12 protein-coding genes are annotated in these 19,393 nt (G+C 43.3%); 11 read left to right on the plus strand and 1 reads right to left on the minus strand.

The annotated features are described in order from the left end of the window. The first annotated feature begins 472 nt into the window (after nucleotides 1-472). The 7 genes from WMO31_RS09400 (at nucleotide 473) to WMO31_RS09430 (ending at nucleotide 13,420) form a co-directional block, all read left to right on the plus strand. The gene (locus WMO31_RS09400; protein ID WP_367999593.1) at nucleotides 473-2,566 is read left to right on the plus strand and encodes a glutamine synthetase III family protein; all 2,094 of its coding nucleotides are present in this window, start codon (nucleotides 473-475) and stop codon (nucleotides 2,564-2,566) included. A gap of 133 nt (nucleotides 2,567-2,699) precedes the next feature. Beyond that, nucleotides 2,700-4,400, plus strand: a complete 1,701-nt coding sequence (locus tag WMO31_RS09405; RefSeq protein ID WP_367999594.1) for an ammonium transporter — start codon at nucleotides 2,700-2,702, stop codon at nucleotides 4,398-4,400. 347 nt (nucleotides 4,401-4,747) lie between these two features. Further along, on the plus strand, nucleotides 4,748-5,317 hold the full coding sequence (locus tag WMO31_RS09410; RefSeq protein WP_046431936.1) for an ANTAR domain-containing response regulator: 570 nt from the start codon (nucleotides 4,748-4,750) through the stop codon (nucleotides 5,315-5,317). 38 nt (nucleotides 5,318-5,355) lie between these two features. Next, on the plus strand, nucleotides 5,356-6,438 hold the full coding sequence (locus tag WMO31_RS09415) for a carbamoyl phosphate synthase small subunit (protein WP_101028924.1): 1,083 nt from the start codon (nucleotides 5,356-5,358) through the stop codon (nucleotides 6,436-6,438). A gap of 70 nt (nucleotides 6,439-6,508) precedes the next feature. Continuing rightward, entirely contained in the window at nucleotides 6,509-10,561 is a 4,053-nt protein-coding gene (carB, locus tag WMO31_RS09420; protein ID WP_367999595.1) for a carbamoyl-phosphate synthase large subunit, read from the plus strand. Nucleotides 10,562-10,563: 2 nt separating this feature from the next. After that, the gene (gene pyrG, locus WMO31_RS09425; RefSeq protein WP_242956421.1) at nucleotides 10,564-12,186 is read left to right on the plus strand and encodes a CTP synthase; all 1,623 of its coding nucleotides are present in this window, start codon (nucleotides 10,564-10,566) and stop codon (nucleotides 12,184-12,186) included. 43 nt (nucleotides 12,187-12,229) lie between these two features. Further along, nucleotides 12,230-13,420 (plus strand): LL-diaminopimelate aminotransferase, encoded by a 1,191-nt coding sequence (locus WMO31_RS09430; protein WP_298178981.1) that lies wholly within the window; start codon nucleotides 12,230-12,232, stop codon nucleotides 13,418-13,420. Between the two features lie 329 nt (nucleotides 13,421-13,749). On the opposite strand, the gene WMO31_RS09435 is transcribed toward WMO31_RS09430, so the two are convergent. After that, nucleotides 13,750-15,126 (minus strand): glycine--tRNA ligase, encoded by a 1,377-nt coding sequence (locus WMO31_RS09435; RefSeq protein ID WP_021883518.1) that lies wholly within the window; start codon nucleotides 15,124-15,126, stop codon nucleotides 13,750-13,752. Between the two features lie 226 nt (nucleotides 15,127-15,352). On the opposite strand from WMO31_RS09435, the gene WMO31_RS09440 reads away from it, so the two are divergent. The 4 genes from WMO31_RS09440 (at nucleotide 15,353) to WMO31_RS09455 (ending at nucleotide 19,393) form a co-directional block, all read left to right on the plus strand. After that, complete coding sequence (locus WMO31_RS09440; RefSeq protein WP_367999596.1) at nucleotides 15,353-17,230, plus strand: dockerin type I domain-containing protein; 1,878 nt, start codon at nucleotides 15,353-15,355, stop codon at nucleotides 17,228-17,230. 265 nt (nucleotides 17,231-17,495) lie between these two features. Next, nucleotides 17,496-18,089 (plus strand): cyclase family protein, encoded by a 594-nt coding sequence (locus WMO31_RS09445; protein ID WP_021883520.1) that lies wholly within the window; start codon nucleotides 17,496-17,498, stop codon nucleotides 18,087-18,089. A 10-nt stretch (nucleotides 18,090-18,099) separates the two neighbouring features. Next, nucleotides 18,100-18,759 carry an HAD family hydrolase gene (locus WMO31_RS09450; RefSeq protein WP_303807061.1) on the plus strand — a complete coding sequence of 220 codons (660 nt, stop codon included), beginning with the start codon at nucleotides 18,100-18,102 and terminating at the stop codon, nucleotides 18,757-18,759. A 4-nt stretch (nucleotides 18,760-18,763) separates the two neighbouring features. After that, entirely contained in the window at nucleotides 18,764-19,393 is a 630-nt protein-coding gene (locus tag WMO31_RS09455; RefSeq protein ID WP_367999624.1) for an epoxyqueuosine reductase QueH, read from the plus strand.

The raw sequence follows: 19,393 nt of genomic DNA on the forward strand, positions 1-19,393 counted from the left end.
TAATTGTAAAATGCCCGATCTCTTCTCAGCGGTAAAACCGCTATGCTCAGCCTGTGCTATATCCTGCAAAGGTGAATGTGCAGGTCGGCTGATGTTCTGAAATGCCCTGTCATCGTTGATCAAGAAAAATCAGCACTTAGATTATATAACTATACATTGTGCTTTGTCAAGGGAAAATAGAGGAAAATTGCAACTTTTAAGGGTAAAACTTTCATTTTACTGTGATTGTTGTAGAAAATATGCAACTCTTATTGGTGTTTCAACTTAATTTTGCAGGAAATTTAATAAAACTTGCAATTTCAAAACTTTTTTCAAAAAATGTATTGACAAATTCGCAAAAGTGGAATATACTAACAACATCAAAGACAGCAAGGGCGCTGTGAGCTGAGGCTTACAGTGTCCTTTTCTGTTTTTATAAAGCAAAAATCAGACCATTAAAATTTATTTTCAAAATGGATAGGAGAGAATTAAAATGGCAAAAGTTCCCGAAATTTTTGGCAGCATGGTATTTAATGACCAGAAGATGCAGGAAAGACTTCCAAAGTCAACTTACAAGGCATTGAAAAAGACAATCCAGAACGGTGAACCGCTTGACCTCAGCGTTGCAAATGTTGTTGCGGCTGCTATGAAGGACTGGGCAGTTGAAATGGGCTGTACCCACTACACACACTGGTTCCAGCCGATGACAGGTATCACAGCCGAAAAGCATGACAGCTTTATCGCACCGAACGGTGAAGGCCAGGTTATCATGGAGTTCTCAGGTAAAGAGCTTGTAAAGGGCGAGCCTGATGCTTCTTCTTTCCCAAGCGGCGGTATTCGTGCCACATTCGAGGCAAGAGGCTATACAACATGGGATCCGACATCATATGCATTCGTTAAGGACGGAACACTTTATATTCCTACAGCTTTCTGTTCTTATACAGGCGAGGTTCTCGATAAGAAAACTCCTCTTCTTCGTTCAATGGAGAGAATGAATACAGAGGCTGTAAAGATTCTTCATCTTCTCGGCAAAGAAGATGTTACAAGAGTTACAACAACAGTAGGTCCGGAGCAGGAATACTTCCTTATTGATAAGGACGCTTACGACCAGAGAGAGGACCTTATTTATACAGGCAGAACACTTTTCGGTGCAAAAGCTCCTAAAGGACAGGAACTTGACGACCATTACTTCGGTGCAATCAAGACAAGAGTTGCTGCTTATATGAAAGACCTTGATGAGAAACTCTGGAAACTCGGTATCCTTGCAAAGACAAAGCATAACGAAGTTGCTCCTTCACAGCACGAGCTTGCTCCTATCTTCACAACAACAAACATTGCAACCGACCACAACGAGCTTACAATGGAAGTTATGAAGAAGGTTGCCGAAAGACACGGTCTTGTTTGTCTTCTTCACGAAAAGCCGTTTGCAGGTGTTAACGGTTCCGGTAAGCACAACAACTGGTCAATTTCGACCAACACAGGCGAAAACCTTTTTGATCCCGGCAAGACTCCTGAAAACAACCTTCAGTTCCAGCTTTTCCTTGCAGCAGTTGTAAAGGCTGTTCACGAGTATCAGGATCTTCTCAGAATCACGGTTGCATCGGCAGGTAACGACCACCGTCTCGGCGCTAACGAAGCACCGCCTGCAATCATTTCAATGTATCTCGGTGATGACCTCGGCGAACTCGTTGATTCAATCATCAATGACAGAGAATATGTAAGCAAGGGTAAGCAGAAGATGAGAACAGGCGTTGATGTTCTTCCTGACTTTATGAAGGACACATCGGATCGTAACCGTACATCACCTTTTGCATTCACAGGTAACAAGTTTGAATTCAGAGCACTTGGTTCTTCACTTAACATTGCCTGTCCTAACTATATGCTCAACACTATGGTAGCCGAAGAACTTTCAGAGTTCTACGATGAGCTTAAAGATGCGGATGATATGGACGCAGCTATCAAGGCTCTTGTTAAGAAAGTATTCACAGAGCATCAGAACATTATCTTCAACGGCAACAACTACGCTCCCGAGTGGGTTGAAGAGGCTGAAAGAAGAGGACTTCTTAACCTCAAGTCACTTCCTGACGCAATGGAACACTTCCTTGACAAGAAGAATGTTGACCTCTTTGTTAAGAATAAGATTTGTTCGGCAGACGAAATCCGTGCAAGATATGAAATTGAGCTTGAAAGCTATTCTAAGCAGATTAACATTGAGGCTCTCACAATGATTGATATGGCTAAGAAGAACATTCTTCCTGCCGTTACATCATATGTAAGAGATCTTACGGATACAGCACTTGCCAAGAAGGCACTTTCAGACGCTATTCCTACAAGTGTTGAGGAAGACCTTATTACAAGCCTTTCAAACAAACTTGTATGTTTCTCAAAGAAAACTGCAGAGCTTGAAGAGGCTGTTATCAAGGCAAGCGACTACAGCGATGACAACCTCAAGTATGCTAAGTACTACAGAGAAACAGTATTTGCACTTATGCAGGAACTCAGAGCTGTCGGTGACGCAATGGAAACAGAAACAGCTTCGGAATACTGGCCTTATCCTTCATACGGCGAACTTCTTTTCGGTGTGTGATTGATAGAACCTCTATTTATACTAAATAACATTATTTATATTGTATAACAGGTAACACAACGGCGTGTGATTGACAGAATTAAACTGTCAACTCCACGCCGTTTTTGTTATTTTGATAAAAGGAGAGATTTATATGGCAGAACTAATTTACGGAGGCACAGGCGTCTGGTTTATGATCGGCGCATTACTCGTGTTCTTTATGCAGTGCGGATTCGCAATGGTTGAAACCGGTTTTACAAGAGCTAAAAACGCAGGTAACATCATTATGAAAAACCTGATGGACTTTTGTATCGGTACGGTTGTATTCAGCCTGTTAGGCTTCGGACTTATGATGTCTGAGGACTATGTTGCAGGATTCATCGGTGTTCCAAACCTCAATATGTTCACAGACTGGATGAACTTTGATTGGAACTCATTCGTATTCCAGCTTGTATTCTGTGCTACAGCAGCTACTATCGTTTCAGGTGCTATGGCAGAGCGTACAAAATTCTCGGCATACTGTGTTTACAGCGCAATTATTTCACTCGTTGTTTACCCGATTGAAGCAGGTTGGGTTTGGAACGGTCAGGGTTGGCTTGCACAGCTCGGCTGTATCGACTTTGCAGGTTCAATAGTAATTCATATGGTCGGCGGTATCTCGGCACTTGTCGGCGCAATCATTCTCGGACCCCGTATCGGTAAATACGGCAAGAACGGCAAGGTAAACGCTATCCCCGGTCACAGCATCACACTCGGTGCTCTCGGTGTATTCATTCTTTGGTTTGCATGGTACGGCTTTAACGGTGCCGCTGCTGAAGACGGCGCTCGTCTCGGTCAGATTCTTCTTACAACAACAATTGCTCCGGCAGTTGCAACAGTAACAACTATGCTCTTTACATGGATCAAGAACGGCAAGCCTGATGTTTCAATGTGTCTTAACGCATCACTCGCAGGTCTTGTAGCAATCACAGCAGGTTGTGCAGATGTTGACGCAATCGGTGCAGCAGTTATCGGTATCGTTGCAGGTATCCTCATCGTAGTAGCAGTTGAATTCGTTGATATCAAGCTTAAAATAGATGATCCTGTCGGCGCATTCTCGGTACACGGCGTAAACGGTATGTGGGGCGGCCTTGCAGTAGGTCTTTTCGCAACAGGTAACGGTCAGAACGGCATCACAGGTCTTTTCTACGGCGGTGGCTTTGCTCAGCTTGGTAAGCAGGCTCTCGGTATTGTTACAATCGTAGCTTGGACAGTTGTTTGCATGATTATCGTATTCACAATCATCAAAAAGACAGTAGGTCTTCGTGTTACAAAGGACGAAGAAATGAAGGGCCTCGATATCTGCGAGCACGGTCTTATCAGCGCATATGCAGACTTTATGCCAATCGGTGTCGGTACAGCTTCACTTGATGAAACATTTGATGTTGACAGCAATGTTCCTGTAACTCAGGCAGTTCCCGTTCAGCTTGCAGGCAAGTATGATATGGCTACCGACGGCACAAAGATTACTAAGATTGACATTCTTCTCAAGCAGTCAAAGCTTGAAGCTCTTAAAGAAGAAATGGATAAGCTCGGCATCACAGGTATGACAGTATCTCAGGTACTCGGTTGCGGTGCTCAGAAGGGTAAAGCAGAGTATTACCGTGGTGTTGCTATTGAAAGTAACCTCCTTCCTAAGATGAAGGTTGAAATCGTAGTTTGCAAGGTTCCTGTAAAGGCAGTTGTTGATGCGGCTGTTAAGGCACTTTACACAGGTCACATCGGTGACGGCAAAATCTTTATCTATGATGTTGAAGATGTTGTTAAGGTTAGAACAGGCGAAACAGGCTACGACGCTATGCAGGATATTGAATAATCCCCAATAGCTTAATTAACCTATCCTTTTTAATTCACATAAACCGAGACGCCCCGAACGGCAATAGCTGTTCGGGGTGTTTTGGCTCTATACTATATATAGTGTCAAAAATCAAAGTTTACACTATGAAGGATATTTGAATTATACAGCTTAAAACCATAAATAATAATGAAAAGACAATTTGTTGTAAAGCCCGAAAAATGTTGAAAAGTGTAAAACAAATTTGCAATGAAAATGTTTTTACAAAATTGTAAAAAATATTGTCATAATTCCTTTAAGTAAATAACAATAGGGGTTAATCTTGTAAAATAATAAGATGAATGAAACAATATGCGGTGGTGAGGTTCTTGAAAAATGCTTTGTTGATTTCACACTCTGAACAGAGTGCCGTTTCTTTGTCACAATTGCTCGGAAGCGAAGGCTATACGGAGATTTCCGTCTGCCAAACCTCACAGGAGGCTAAGGAGCTTGCAAATGGTGAGGTTTTTGACCTCATCTGCGTCAATGCACCGCTTGAAAAGGAAAACGGCATTGAGCTTTCAAAGTACTTTGCCGGAACAACCCGTTCAAGTGTTGTGATTATCGTTCCGCAGCGTAATGCGGATTATGTGAACGACGCACTTACGGAGCACGGTGTTCTTGTTATTGCAAAGCCCGTAAACAAGCACCTGTTTCACCACTTTTTGCAGTTTACGGAATGTTTTAAGATGCGTATGTTCCGTGTGATTGAGGAAAATGAAAAGCTCAAGCATATGGTTGCGGATATGAAGATAATAAACAGAGCAAAGTTCCTGCTTATTACCTGCCTTAATATGTCCGAAGATCAGGCGCATCGCTATCTTGAAAAACAGGCTATGGATCTCAGAACAAGCAAGCTTGAGGTTGCAAAGCAGGTTATCAGAACATATGAGAACTGACTGCAATTTTTTTAGTTTATTGAAAGGAATGTGTTATTATGAGCCGTGCGGCATACTTAATCCTTGAAAACGGAACAGTTTTTGAGGGCAAGGCGTTTGGTGCCGAAAAAGAAACTACGGGAGAACTTGTTTTTACTACAGCAATGACAGGTTATCTTGAAACACTCACCGACCCCAGCTATTACGGTCAGGTGGTTATTCAGACATTCCCTTTAATCGGCAACTATGGTGTTATCCCTGCCGATTTTGAGAGTGACTCTCCGTCGCTGAAAGGTTATATTGTACGAGAATGGTGCCAAGTTCCTTCAAACTTCCGTTGTGAGGGTGATCTTGACACCTTTTTAAAAGAGTCGGGAATTCCCGGCATTTACGGAATTGACACCCGTGCGCTCACAAGAATTGTGCGTGAATACGGTGTTCTGAACTGCAAAATCTCCTATTCTCCCGATGTAACAAAGGAAGAACTTGACGAGATTAAGAACTATGTTATTACAGAGGCTGTTGAAAGCACTACTATAAAAGAAAAAGAGCATTTTGACGCTGAAAACGGCGACCTCAATGTTGTGCTTATGGATTTTGGCGCAAAGCATAACATCGGCAGAGAGCTTGTTAAGAGAGGTTGTAACCTTACAGTCGTTCCCGCCCACACAACAGCGGAGGAAATTAAGGCTATGAATCCCGACGGCGTAATGCTTTCAAACGGACCGGGAGATCCTTCGGACAACACAGAGATTATTGCAGAGCTCAAAAAGCTTTGTGACTTCGGGATTCCGACCTTCGGTATCTGTCTCGGTCACCAGCTCCTTGCACTTTCACAGGGTGCAAAAACAGAAAAGCTCAAGTACGGTCACAGAGGTGCAAACCAGCCTGCAAAAGAGGTTGAAACAGGCAGAGTTTACATTACATCACAGAACCACGGCTACGCTGTTGTAAGCGACAGTATGCCCGAAAACGGCAAAGTAAGCTTTGTAAACGGTAATGATAACACCTGCGAGGGTGTAAACTACACAAATATGCCTGCTTTCTCGGTTCAGTTCCATCCGGAAGCTTGCGGCGGTCCTCACGATACAGCATTTTTGTTTGACCGTTTTATTGAATTGATGAAGAACAACAGAAAATAAGAGTCCGAAATTCGGATTACTATTCAGCATAAGAACAGATACAATAATTACTTGAACGAGGAATGATTATATGCCACTCAAAAAGAATATCAAACGAGTTATGGTAATCGGTTCGGGCCCTATCGTAATCGGTCAGGCTGCCGAATTTGACTATGCAGGCACACAGGCTTGCCGTGCGCTTAAAGAAGAAGGACTTGAGGTTATTCTCGTAAACTCAAACCCTGCTACAATTATGACTGATAACGCAATGGCTGATAAAATCTACATTGAGCCGTTGACGCTTGAAACAGTTAAGAGAATCATCAAAAAGGAACGCCCTGACAGCCTTCTTTCAACCCTCGGCGGTCAGACGGGTCTTACCCTTTCAATGCAGCTTGCAAAAGAGGGCTTCCTTGATAAATACAATGTTCAGCTTCTCGGTGCAAACCCCGAAACAATCGACAAGGCAGAGGACAGACAGCTTTTCAAAGACACAATGATTGAAATAGGTCAGCCTGTTATTCCGTCACTTGTTGTTACAGATGTTGAATCAGCTGTTAAGTTTGCCGATGAAATCGGTTATCCTGTAATTATCCGTCCTGCATTCACACTCGGCGGTACAGGCGGCGGTATTGTCGATAACGAGGAAGAGCTTCGTGAAATCACATCAAACGGTCTTGAACTTTCTCCTATCACACAGGTGCTTGTTGAAAAATGTATCTCAGGTTGGAAAGAAATCGAGTTTGAGGTTATGCGTGACAGCGACGGAAATGTTATTACTGTCTGCTCAATGGAAAACTTCGATCCTGTAGGCGTTCACACAGGCGACTCAATCGTTATCGCTCCTACGGTAACACTTGCCGACAAGGAATATCAGATGCTCAGAAGTGCGGCTCTCAACATTATCTCTGCGCTTAAAGTAGAGGGCGGTTGTAACTGCCAGTTCGCACTCAACCCCGAAACATTTGAATATGCGGTTATCGAGGTTAATCCCCGTGTATCCCGTTCATCGGCACTTGCGTCAAAGGCAACAGGTTATCCTATTGCAAAGGTTGCCGCTAAAATTGCTATCGGTTACACACTTAATGAAATCAAGAATGCCGTTACAGGTACAACATACGCTTGCTTTGAGCCGGCGCTTGACTATGTTGTTGTAAAATTCCCGAAATGGCCTTTCGATAAATTTGTATATGCAAAGAGAACACTCGGTACTCAGATGAAGGCAACAGGCGAGGTTATGGCTATTGCTCCGACATTTGAACAGGCTATTATGAAAGCCGTAAGAGGTGCCGAGATTTCTCACGATACTCTCAACGACAAGGAATTTGCAGAGCTTTCAAACGCATCGGTTTATGACAGACTCAGCGTTTGCGATGACAGAAGAATTTTCTGCGTATATGAGGCTCTCAAGAGAGGCATTACAGTAGAACAGATTCACAACATCACTCTCATTGACGAGTGGTTCCTTGAAAAGCTCAAAAATCTTATTGCCGTTGAAAACGAACTCAAGAACGGCGAGCTTACGGAGGATCTCTATGTTCGTGCCAAGAACAAGGGATTCCTTGACAGAACAATTGAAAAAATCACAGGCAGGAAGGTTGAAAATCCGCTTGTTCCTGTTTATAAAATGGTTGATACCTGCGCCGCAGAATTTGAGGCTGAAACTCCTTACTTCTATTCAACATTTGATAAGGAAAATGAAGCTGAGGAATTCATCAGAGAGCAGAAGAGCGACAAGAAAACAGTTATCGTATTCGGTTCGGGTCCTATCAGAATCGGTCAGGGTATCGAATTTGACTATGCGTCTGTTCACTGCGTATGGGCGCTCAAAAAGGCAGGCTACGATGTTGTTATCGTAAACAACAACCCTGAAACAGTATCAACAGACTTTGACACAGCCGACAGACTTTATTTTGAACCGCTCACAACCGAAGATGTTATGGGCATAATAAAGACAGAAAATCCGTTCGGTGTAGTTGTTGCATTCGGCGGACAGACAGCAATTAAGCTTACAAAGTTCCTCAGCGACAACGGTGTAAATATTCTCGGCACATCATACGATGCCATTGATATGGCAGAGGACAGAGAGCGTTTTGACGAGCTTCTTGAAAAGTATCACATCAAGCGTCCCCGTGGCGTAACGGTTATGACAACAGACGAGGCTCTCGATGTTGCAGACAAAATCGGTTATCCTGTTCTTCTCCGTCCGTCATATGTTCTCGGTGGTCAGAATATGATTATTGCATTCAACGAAGATGATGTCAAAGAGTATATGGCAATCATTCTTGCACAGAATATTGAAAATCCGATTCTTATTGATAAGTACCTTCAGGGTACAGAGCTTGAAGTTGACGCCATTTGTGACGGTGAAGATATTCTTATTCCGGGTATTATGGAGCATATCGAGCGTGCCGGTGTTCATTCGGGCGACTCAATTGCGGTTTATCCGGCATGGAATCTCTCAGACAGAATGACTCAGATTATTATTGAAAGCTCAAAGAACCTTGCAATCGAACTCCGTACAAAGGGACTTGTAAACATTCAGTACCTTATCTATAAAGACGAACTCTATGTTATCGAGGTAAATCCCCGTTCTTCAAGAACAATCCCTTACATCAGTAAGGTAACAGGCGTTCCTATGGTTGACCTTGCAACAAGAGCAATGCTCGGTGAAAAGCTCAAAGATATGGGCTACGGCACAGGTCTTTACAGAAAGAGTCCTTACATTGCGGTTAAGGTTCCCGTATTCAGCTTTGAAAAGCTTATCAATGTTGATAACCACCTCGGTCCCGAGATGAAGTCAACAGGTGAAGTTCTCGGTGTTGCAGGCACACTTGAGGAGGCTCTCTATAAGGGACTCATCGGTGCAGGCTACAAGATGAAGAAAAAGGGCGGTGTGTTCATCACAGTCCGTAATTCGGATAAGGCTGAAATCGGTGAAATCGCAAAGAAATACTACGACCTCGGATTCAGAATCTACGCAACAGAGGGTACAGCGGATGTACTCAAGAAGTACGGTATTGACGCCGTAAGCGTAAAGAAAATTCACGAGTCCAAGACAAACAATACTCTTACACTCATTGAATCGGGCAAGATTCAGTATGTTATTTCAACATCTGCAAAGGGCAGAATTCCTTCAAGAGATTCTGTTAAAATCCGTCGTAAGACTGTTGAAAGAAATATTCCGTGTCTTACATCTCTTGATACGGCAAATGCACTTGCAGATTGCCTCAAGAGCCACTATTCACAGCACAGCACGGAGCTTATCGACATTAACCACATGAGAGAGGAAAAGCTTATGTTAAAATTCACTAAGATGCAGGGTATAGGCAACGACTATATCTATTGCAGCACTTTTGATCAGGAAATCAGCAACCCCGAGGCGCTTGCCGTAAGACTTTCTGACAGACATTTCGGTATCGGCGGTGACGGTATTATTCTTGTTTGCCCTTCAAAGGTTGCAGATGCAAAGATGAAAATGTACAACCTTGACGGTTCAGAGGGTAAGATGTGCGGTAACGGTATCCGTTGCGTAGGTAAGTTCCTCTATGACCACGGTATGGTTGATATCAACGAAAAAGACGAAATTACAATTGAAACACTCAGCGGTATCAAGAAACTCAAGGCTTATACTTCAGGCGGAAAGGTTAACCGCCTCAGAGTTGATATGGGCAAGGCAATTCTTGCTCCGAAGGAAATTCCTGTTGTTCTCGACGGTGACAAGGTTGTTGACAGACCTGTTGAAATTGCAGGCAAGAACTATAACATTACCTGCGTATCAATGGGTAACCCACACTGCGTGGTATTTATGGACGATATTGATAATCTTGACATTGAAACCGTAGGACCGGAGTTTGAAAACGATAAGCTCTTCCCTGAAAGAGTGAATACAGAATTTGTAACAGTTCTCGATGACCATACAATCAAGATGAGAGTGTGGGAGCGTGGCTCAGGCGAAACATGGGCTTGCGGTACAGGCGCTTGTGCTGTTGCGGTTGCCGCTTGTGAAAACGGTTTCTGCAAAAAGGGCGAAGACATCAAGATTAAGCTCAAGGGCGGCGATCTTATTATCAACTATACTGATGAAACGGTATATATGACAGGTAATGCGGAAAAAGTATTTGAAGGCGAAGTTGAGGTGTAATCGTGGAGATAACCGAACATAAGAAAAATAAAAAATATATATTTGTAACAGGCGGTGTCGTATCCGGTCTTGGCAAGGGTATCACAGCCGCATCTCTCGGCAGACTTTTAAAGGCAAGAGGGCTCAAGATTGTTGCTCAAAAGCTTGACCCGTATATCAATGTCGATCCGGGTACAATGAGCCCGTATCAGCACGGCGAGGTATATGTAACGGAGGACGGTGCAGAAACCGACCTCGACCTCGGCCATTATGAGCGTTTTATTGATGAGGACCTTAACAAGTATTCAAACCTCACAACAGGTAAGGTTTACTCAAATGTTCTTGAAAAGGAGCGTCACGGCGACTACCTCGGCAAGACAGTTCAGGTAATTCCTCACATCACAAATGAAATTAAGTCTTTTATCTACAATGTAGGTGAAAAGACCAATGCCGATGTTGTAATTACGGAAATCGGCGGTACGGTGGGCGATATCGAAAGCCAGCCGTTCCTTGAGGCTATCCGTCAGGTATCTCTTGAAGTCGGCAGAGAGAACAGCATCTTTATTCATGTAACTCTCGTTCCCTATATCAAGGGCAGCGAGGAACACAAATCAAAGCCGACACAGCATTCTGTAAAAGAGCTTCGTTCACTCGGTATCAATCCCGATATCATCGTTCTTCGTTGTGACGAACCTCTTGAGGAGAGCATTTTCAACAAGATTGCACTTTTCTGCAATGTAAAGCCGGATTGTGTAATCGAAAATATTACTCTCCCAACGCTTTATCAGGCACCTCTTATGCTTGAAAAGAGCAATTTCTCAAATGTTGTATGTCGTGAGCTCAATATTGTAACAGACAAAAAGCCCGACCTTTCCGAGTGGGAAGAAATGCTTAACCGTATCAACAACCGTACAAAGAAATGCACGATTGCTCTTTGCGGTAAGTATGTTGCTCTCCATGACGCATATCTTTCTGTTGCAGAGGCACTTCGTCACGGTGGCTATGAAAATTCCGCCGATGTTGAAATCAAGTGGGTTGACTGCGAACTTCTTACAAAGTACAAGGTTGACGAGCTTCTCGGTGATGTTGACGGTATCCTCGTTCCGGGCGGCTTCGGTAACAGAGGTATCGAAGGTAAGATTATGGCTGCAAAATATGCCCGTGAGCATGATATTCCGTATCTCGGAATCTGCCTCGGTATGCAGACTGCAGTAATCGAATACGCAAGAGATGTTCTCGGCTATGCTGATGCCAACAGCGGTGAGTTTACACCAGAGGGCAAGCATAATGTTATTGACCTTATGCCTGAACAGGAAGGCATTGAGGATATGGGCGGCACAATGCGTCTTGGTGCATATCCGTGTGTTATCAAGCCCGATTCGCTTATGGCTAAGGCTTACGGTCAGCATGAAATTTCAGAGCGTCACCGTCATCGTTATGAGTTCAATAACGATTTCAGAGAGGAAATTGAAAATGCAGGCATGAAGATTACAGGTACTTCACCTAATGGACTTCTTGTTGAGGCTGTTGAAGTTCCCGACAACCGTTTCTTCGTTGCTGTTCAGTATCATCCCGAATTCAAGTCACGCCCGAACCGTGCTCATCCGCTTTTCAGAGAATTTATTAAAGCATCACTTGAAAAGTAATTGATTTTTCCACTTAACTTTCAGATTTAAAGGACTGATTTTAATGAAGATTAACAGAAATTTTGACAATCTCGTTCCTAACTATCTTTTTGCAGATGTTGCAAAAAAGACAAATGCATATATTGCGGCTCATCCCGATAAAAAGGTTATCAAGCTTGGTATCGGTGATGTAACCCTTCCGCTTGCTCCTGTTGTTGTTGAGGCAATGAAAAAGGGCGCAGAGGATCTTGCTCACAAGGAAACCTTCAAGGGCTATCCCGATTATGAGGGCTACGAGTTCCTCAGACAGGCTATTTCAGATTACTACAAGAGCTTTGGTGTTGCAGTAGCCGCTGACGAAATCTTTGTATCAGACGGTGCAAAGTCGGACTGCGGTAACATAGGTGACATTTTCTCAAAGGATAATGTTGTTCTCGTAACCGATCCTGTTTACCCCGTATATGTTGACTCAAACATTATGGCAGGCAGAGAAATTGTTTATGCTACATCAAATGAGGCAAACGGCTTTGCCGCTCTCCCTGATGAAAATGTAAAGGCAGATATCATCTACCTTTGCTCACCTAACAACCCGACAGGTTCTGCATACAATGCCGAACAGCTCAAAGCATGGGTTGACTATGCTCTCAAAAACGATGCAATAATCCTCTACGATTCAGCTTATGAGGCATTCATCACAGAGGATCTTCCTCGTTCAATTTTTGCAATCGAAGGTGCAAGAAAGTGCGCAATTGAAATGTGCTCACTTTCAAAGACAGCAGGCTTCACAGGCACAAGATGCGGTTACACGGTAATTCCTAAGGAGCTTGAGCGTGACGGTCACAATATCTATGCAACATGGTACCGCCGTCAGGCAACAAAGTTCAACGGTGTTTCATGGCCTGTTCAGTGTGCTGCTGCCGCTGTATTCAGCGAAGAAGGTCAGAAGCAGATCAAGGAGAACATTTCTTACTATCAGGAAAATGCAAGAATTATCGCATCTGCTCTTGATGAACTCGGCATCTACTACACAGGCGGTAAGAACTCACCTTACATCTGGCTCAAGTGTCCGAACAATATGGGCAGTTGGGAATTCTTTGACCTCCTCCTCAACGAGGCAAATGTTGTAGGTACTCCGGGTGAGGGCTTTGGCGAAAACGGTGCCGGCTACTTCCGTCTTACATCATTCGGTGACAGAGAAAACACGATTGAGGCTGTTGAGAGAATCAAAAAGGTTCTCACAAACCTCTCAAAGTAATTTGATTGAATTCAGATTATTATATTGAATAAAACACACAGCGGATAACCCGAATTTTGAGGTTATCCGCTGTTTTTGTTATCGGTTATTATCAGTAGGGGCGCTCATTGGGTGCCCGCTAAGTAACGGCACAATATTTGTGATAAGACAGATTATATAAATGCCACAAAATAATTGTCATACAGTAGTGGCGAACCTTGTTCGCCGCTACTAATTTGTGCCATTTATAAACTCAATCTTGATAGAAAATTTTTCGGCATCCGATGAATGCAATACGCAATAAAAAAAGGACATTCCATTTGGAATGTCCTTTTGATATCATATTAAAATCAGAACTTAATCTTTTCAGCGATATAATCGTTGAGCTTGTCAATTGCAACTCTTTCCTGCTGCATTGTGTCACGGTCACGAACCGTTACACAACCGTCGTCAACAGACTCAAAGTCATATGTGATACAGAACGGAGTACCGATTTCGTCCTGTCTTCTGTAACGCTTGCCGATTGAACCGGCATCGTCATAATCAGTCATAAAGTCGGCTGAAAGCTGTTCATAAACCTTGCCGGCCTGCTCGTTGAGCTTCTTTGAAAGCGGAAGAACGCAAGCTTTGTAAGGAGCAAGTGTCGGATGAAGTCTTAACACAACTCGTGTATCCTTTTCGTCAATAACTTCTTCATCGTAAGCCTCAACAACAAGAGCAAGGAAAAGACGCTCAACACCGAGTGACGGCTCAATAACATACGGAATGTACTTCTCGTTTGTTGTCGGATCAAAATACTCAAGTGTCTTACCGCTTGTTTTGCTGTGCTGTGTAAGGTCATAGTCTGTTCTGTCGGCAACGCCCCAAAGCTCGCCCCAACCGAACGGGAAGAGATATTCAAAGTCTGTTGTGGCTTTTGAATAGAAACAAAGCTCCTCTTTTGCATGGTCACGAAGACGGAGATTTTCTTCCTTAATATTGAGAGAATAGAGCCAGTCACGGCAGAAACCTCTCCAGTATTCAAACCATTCAAGGTCAGTGCCCGGCTTGCAGAAGAATTCAAGCTCCATCTGCTCAAACTCACGAACACGGAAAATAAAGTTACCGGGTGTGATTTCGTTTCTGAAAGATTTACCGATTTGTGCAACACCGAAAGGAACTTTCTTACGGCTTGTTCTCTGAATGTTAGAGAAGTTCACGAAAATGCCCTGAGCAGTTTCGGGACGAAGATAAATTTCATTCTTGCTGTCCTCTGTAACGCCCTGGAATGTTTTGAACATAAGGTTGAACTGACGAATGTCGGTAAAGTTGTGCTTGCCGCAGTTAGGGCACGGAATCTCTTTTTCCTTGATGTAATTCATCATTTCTTCATTTGTCCAGCCTGCAACATTTGTGCCGTCAAAATCTTCAATAAGGTTGTCGGCACGGTGACGGGTTTTACATTCCTTACAATCCATAAGCGGATCAGAGAAACCGCCGAGATGACCCGATGCAACCCATGTCTGCGGGTTCATAAGAATTGCAGAGTCAAGACCTACATTATATTTGTTCTGCTGAACAAACTTTTTGAGCCATGCGTTTTTGATATTGTTTTTAAGTGCAACACCGAGCGGACCGTAATCCCATGTGTTTGCAAGACCGCCGTAAATTTCGGAGCCTGGGTAAACAAAGCCTCTGTTTTTACACAGGGCAACGATTTTATCCATGGTTTTTTTGCTGTTTTCCATAACTTAACCTCTCTTAACAGATAGATAGATAAAAATAACCATTAAAATAATACAATTATTTGCAACTGTTGTCAAGTAAAAACACCAAATGTTAGCGCATAACAATAGGTTTAAAACAAGAATTAGAAAAAATTTACAAACTTGCCAAAAACCACTTGTAAATCTGAACATTTTGATATATAATGTAATTACTCGAAAATTGAGTAAAAAAAAGGAGGAATTAGCGATGAAAAAATCATCCAAGGTTCTCAGTTTGGTGCTTGCAGTTCTTATGGCTGTATCCTGTTTTTCAGGCTTGACCATATTCTCTGCATCAGCTGAAGAAACCGACACAAAAATCTATTTTGACGCATCTAATCTCCCTGCAGAGTGGGGAACAACAAAGACAGTATACTGTCACCTTTACGCTGTAGCAGGCGATGATTTACCTGAAACATCTTGGCAGGGTAAGGCAGAGAAATGTAAGAAGGATACTGCTACAGGTCTTTACTACTTCGATACTGCAAAATTGAAGTCAGCTGACGGCACAAATCACGGCGGTCTTAAAGACAACGCTGACTATGCTGTAATTTTCTCAACAATTGATACTAAATCACAGAGTCACCAGACCTGTAATGTAACACTCGGCAAGCCTTGTCTCGGCGACACAATTTACCTCACAGGCGGTACAGTTGAGAATACCGAAGATTCATCAAAGCGTGACTTTGCTGCAACATGGAAGAATAACAGTGATAACTACGGTCCAAAGGCTGCAATCACATCACTCGGTCATGTAACTGAGGGTAGATTCCCAATTTACTTTTCAAGAGCAGAAATGGTTGCACAGGCTATTTTCAACTGGGCTGTTAAGAATCCTAAAAACTACACTCCCGAAACTGTAGCTGACATTTGTGCACAGGTTGAGGCTGAGCCAATGGATGTTTACAACGCTTATGCTGAAATGTATGCAACAGAGCTTGCTGATCCCGTAGCTTATCCCGACTGTGCTCCGCTTACAACAGTAGCTACACTTCTCGGTGTTGATCCTTCAGGTACAACAGCTCCTGCAACAGAAGAACCTACAACTGTTGAACCAACAACTGTTGAGCCTACAACTGTTGAACCCACAACAGAACCCACAACAGAACCTGCAACAGAGCCTGTTGACGCAACACAGTATGTTGTAGCAGGCGTTGAGTCACTCACAGGTTATGAATGGCAGGGTTCTCCTGCACTCGCTCCCGAAAATGTAATGACAAAGAGCGGCGATGTTTATACAAAGACATTTACAGCTGTTCCGGTGGGCAAAAGCTATCAGCTCAAGGTCGTTGCAAACACAGGCGACGAGCAGAAGTGGATCGGTCTTGACGGTACAGACAACAATGTAACTTTCGATGTAGAAAGTGCTTGTGATGTAACTGTAACTTTCAATCCTGCTACAAACGAGATTGCTGTAACAGGTGACGGCGTTAAAATGGTTACAGACCTTGAAATCAACAGCATCACAGTTGTTGGTAACGGCGAAAACAGCTGGCTTAACGGTGTAGCATGGGGCGTTGACGCTGAAGTTAACCACATGACTCAGATTGCTGACAAGGTTTATCAGATTACATACACAGGTGTTGAATCTGCTGATGCTGCATACCAGTTCAAGTTTGCAGTTAACGACGATTGGGCTGCTAACTGGGGTCTTCCTGAGCAGAGCGCAGCTACTATAGGCGAAGATTTTGACCTTACATTCAATGGTGAAAATATGCTCCTTAACACAGTTTCTGCCGGTTATCCGGAAGATTCACTCGTTGATGTAACAATCACACTTGATCTTACTAAGTTTGATTATCCGTCACGCTCAGGTGCTAAGGCTAATATTAAGATTGACGGTAACCGTGTTCCGCTTCTCGGCGATGCTGACGGTGACTACTCAATTACAGTTGTAGATGCTACAACAATTCAGAAGATTGCTATCAACCTTATGAGTATTGCTGCTGATGATGCAAACGCATTCAAGACATGTGATGCTAACGAGGACGGCAGAATCTCAATCAAGGATGCTACTATCGTTCAGAAGTACATCGTTGGCGGTTACGAAACAGGCAATGTCGGTTCACCGATTTCTGTTGAATAATTAATCGCTGTTGATTAAATTCACAATTGCAATTTACCCCACAGGGTTCTCCTGTGGGGTTATTTTTTGCCGTAAAACAAGGAAATTTTGCCGATAAAGGTGCAAAGTGCAGTAATATGTGGTATAATCATAGTGTAGATGTTCCGCTTTACTCATACGGTGGGGTCGTTCTGAATTTAAGCAGAGTTATATTTTACTTAGACTCTGAGGAGCTGATGCTCTGCGTTAATTAAAAATGTTCAAAAAGAAAAGAGGCGAAGGATGTATGTATATTCATGATATTTCGAGAGATACTCTTACAACCGAAACATATCCGGGTGATCCCGAAACTGTTGTGACTCCGCTGAGAAGTATTGATGAAGATGACGAGTGCAATCTTTCGCAGATTTCTATGTGCGTTCATGCAGGCACGCATATTGACGCTCCTCTCCACTTTTGCCCTGACGGTAAAGGGATAACTGATTTAAGGCTCAACACTTTCTACGGAAAATGCACCGTAATAACGGTCAAGGGTGTGCTGACGGGCGAAGATATGGACAAGCTGTTGCCGTATTGCCGAAAACGCATACTCTTTCGTGGGAACGGCAAAACATACCTTTCACATTCTGCCGCAATTGTGCTTGCACAAAGTAGGGTGGTGCTTGTCGGTACGGATGCCGAGTCAATCGCACCTCCGTTTGATGAAGTTAAAACACATCTTGAACTCGGCAGAGCGGATATTGCCGTTCTCGAAAATCTCAATCTTTCGGGAGTGGCTGACGGCGAATATGATTTGTGTGCGTTTCCGATAAAGCTCGGTGGAGTTGAGGCGGCACCATGCAGAGCAATACTCTTTGAACAGGAAAAAGGATTAAACTAAGGTGATATTTATGGTAAAAATGGTAGTATTTGATCTTGACGGCACGCTTATGAATTCGCTTACCGATCTTGCTATAAGTGTGAACTACGGTTTGAAGCTTAACGGTCTTGAAGAAAAGCCGATTGAAAATTATAAAACATATGTCGGAAACGGCAGAGAAATGCTCATCAGAAGGGCAATGGGAGATGCGTGGACCGACCACGAGCTTTTTGAAAAGGTCAAGGCTGATTACGACAGACACTATGCCGTTCATTGCAACGACCACACTGCCGCATATAACGGTTGTGCCGAAATGCTTGAAAAGCTTGCAAAAAAGGGTGTAAAAACAGGTGTGCTTTCAAACAAGCCCGATGAATTTGTTGATAAAATGCTAAAAAAAGCATTTACAAATCACAAGTTTACTCAGGCATGGGGGCAGAAACCACAGTACAAGACAAAGCCCGAGCCTGATGCTCTGCTTGCACTCCTTGATATGAGCGGCGTAACTCCCGAAGAATGTTTATATGTCGGTGACAGCGATGTCGATGTGTTTACGGCAAACAATGCGGGTGTAAAAATGGCAGGTGTTTCATGGGGATTCAGGGGAAAAAACGAGCTTATGAACGCAGGTGCGCCCTTTGTTGCAGACACAGCCGAAGAACTTTTTGATTACATTTGCAAATTTATATAATAGTATGAACAAGATAAACTATCAGAAAGAACTCGACAGGGTGATTGAAAAAATAACGGAGGAGGGAAAAGTCCCTAAGCTGCTTTTGCATGTGTGTTGCGCCCCGTGTTCGTCATACTGTCTTGAGTATCTTTCAAAATATTTTGATATCACGGTCTATTTTTACAATCCGAATATTTCGATTGCGGATGAGTATAATTACCGCCTGAGCGAAGAAAAGCGTCTTGTGTCGCTTATGCCGTTTGAACATCCTGTAAAGGTGGTCGAGGGCGAATATTTGCCCAAGGATTACTTTGAGTATGTCAAAGGCCTTGAAAATGAACCCGAGGGCGGAAAGCGGTGTGAAAAATGCTTCAGACTGCGACTTGAATCCTCTGCACGCTACGCAAAGGAACACGACTTTGATTATTTCACAACCACGCTTACAATCAGTCCGCTGAAAAATGCGCAGTTGCTCAATTCAATCGGTGCGGAGCTTGGCGAGAAGTACGGCATTCCGTGGCTGTACAGCGACTTCAAAAAGCGTGAAGGCTACAAGCGTTCAATCATCCTTTCAAAAGAATATGACCTCTACCGCCAAAACTACTGCGGCTGCGTCTTTTCAAAAAGGGATAGTATGCAGAGAAAAAACTAA

Origin of the sequence: Ruminococcoides intestinale, from assembly GCF_040095935.1 — a bacterium.
In the GTDB taxonomy this organism is placed as follows: Bacteria; Bacillota; Clostridia; order Oscillospirales; family Acutalibacteraceae; genus Ruminococcoides; species Ruminococcoides intestinale.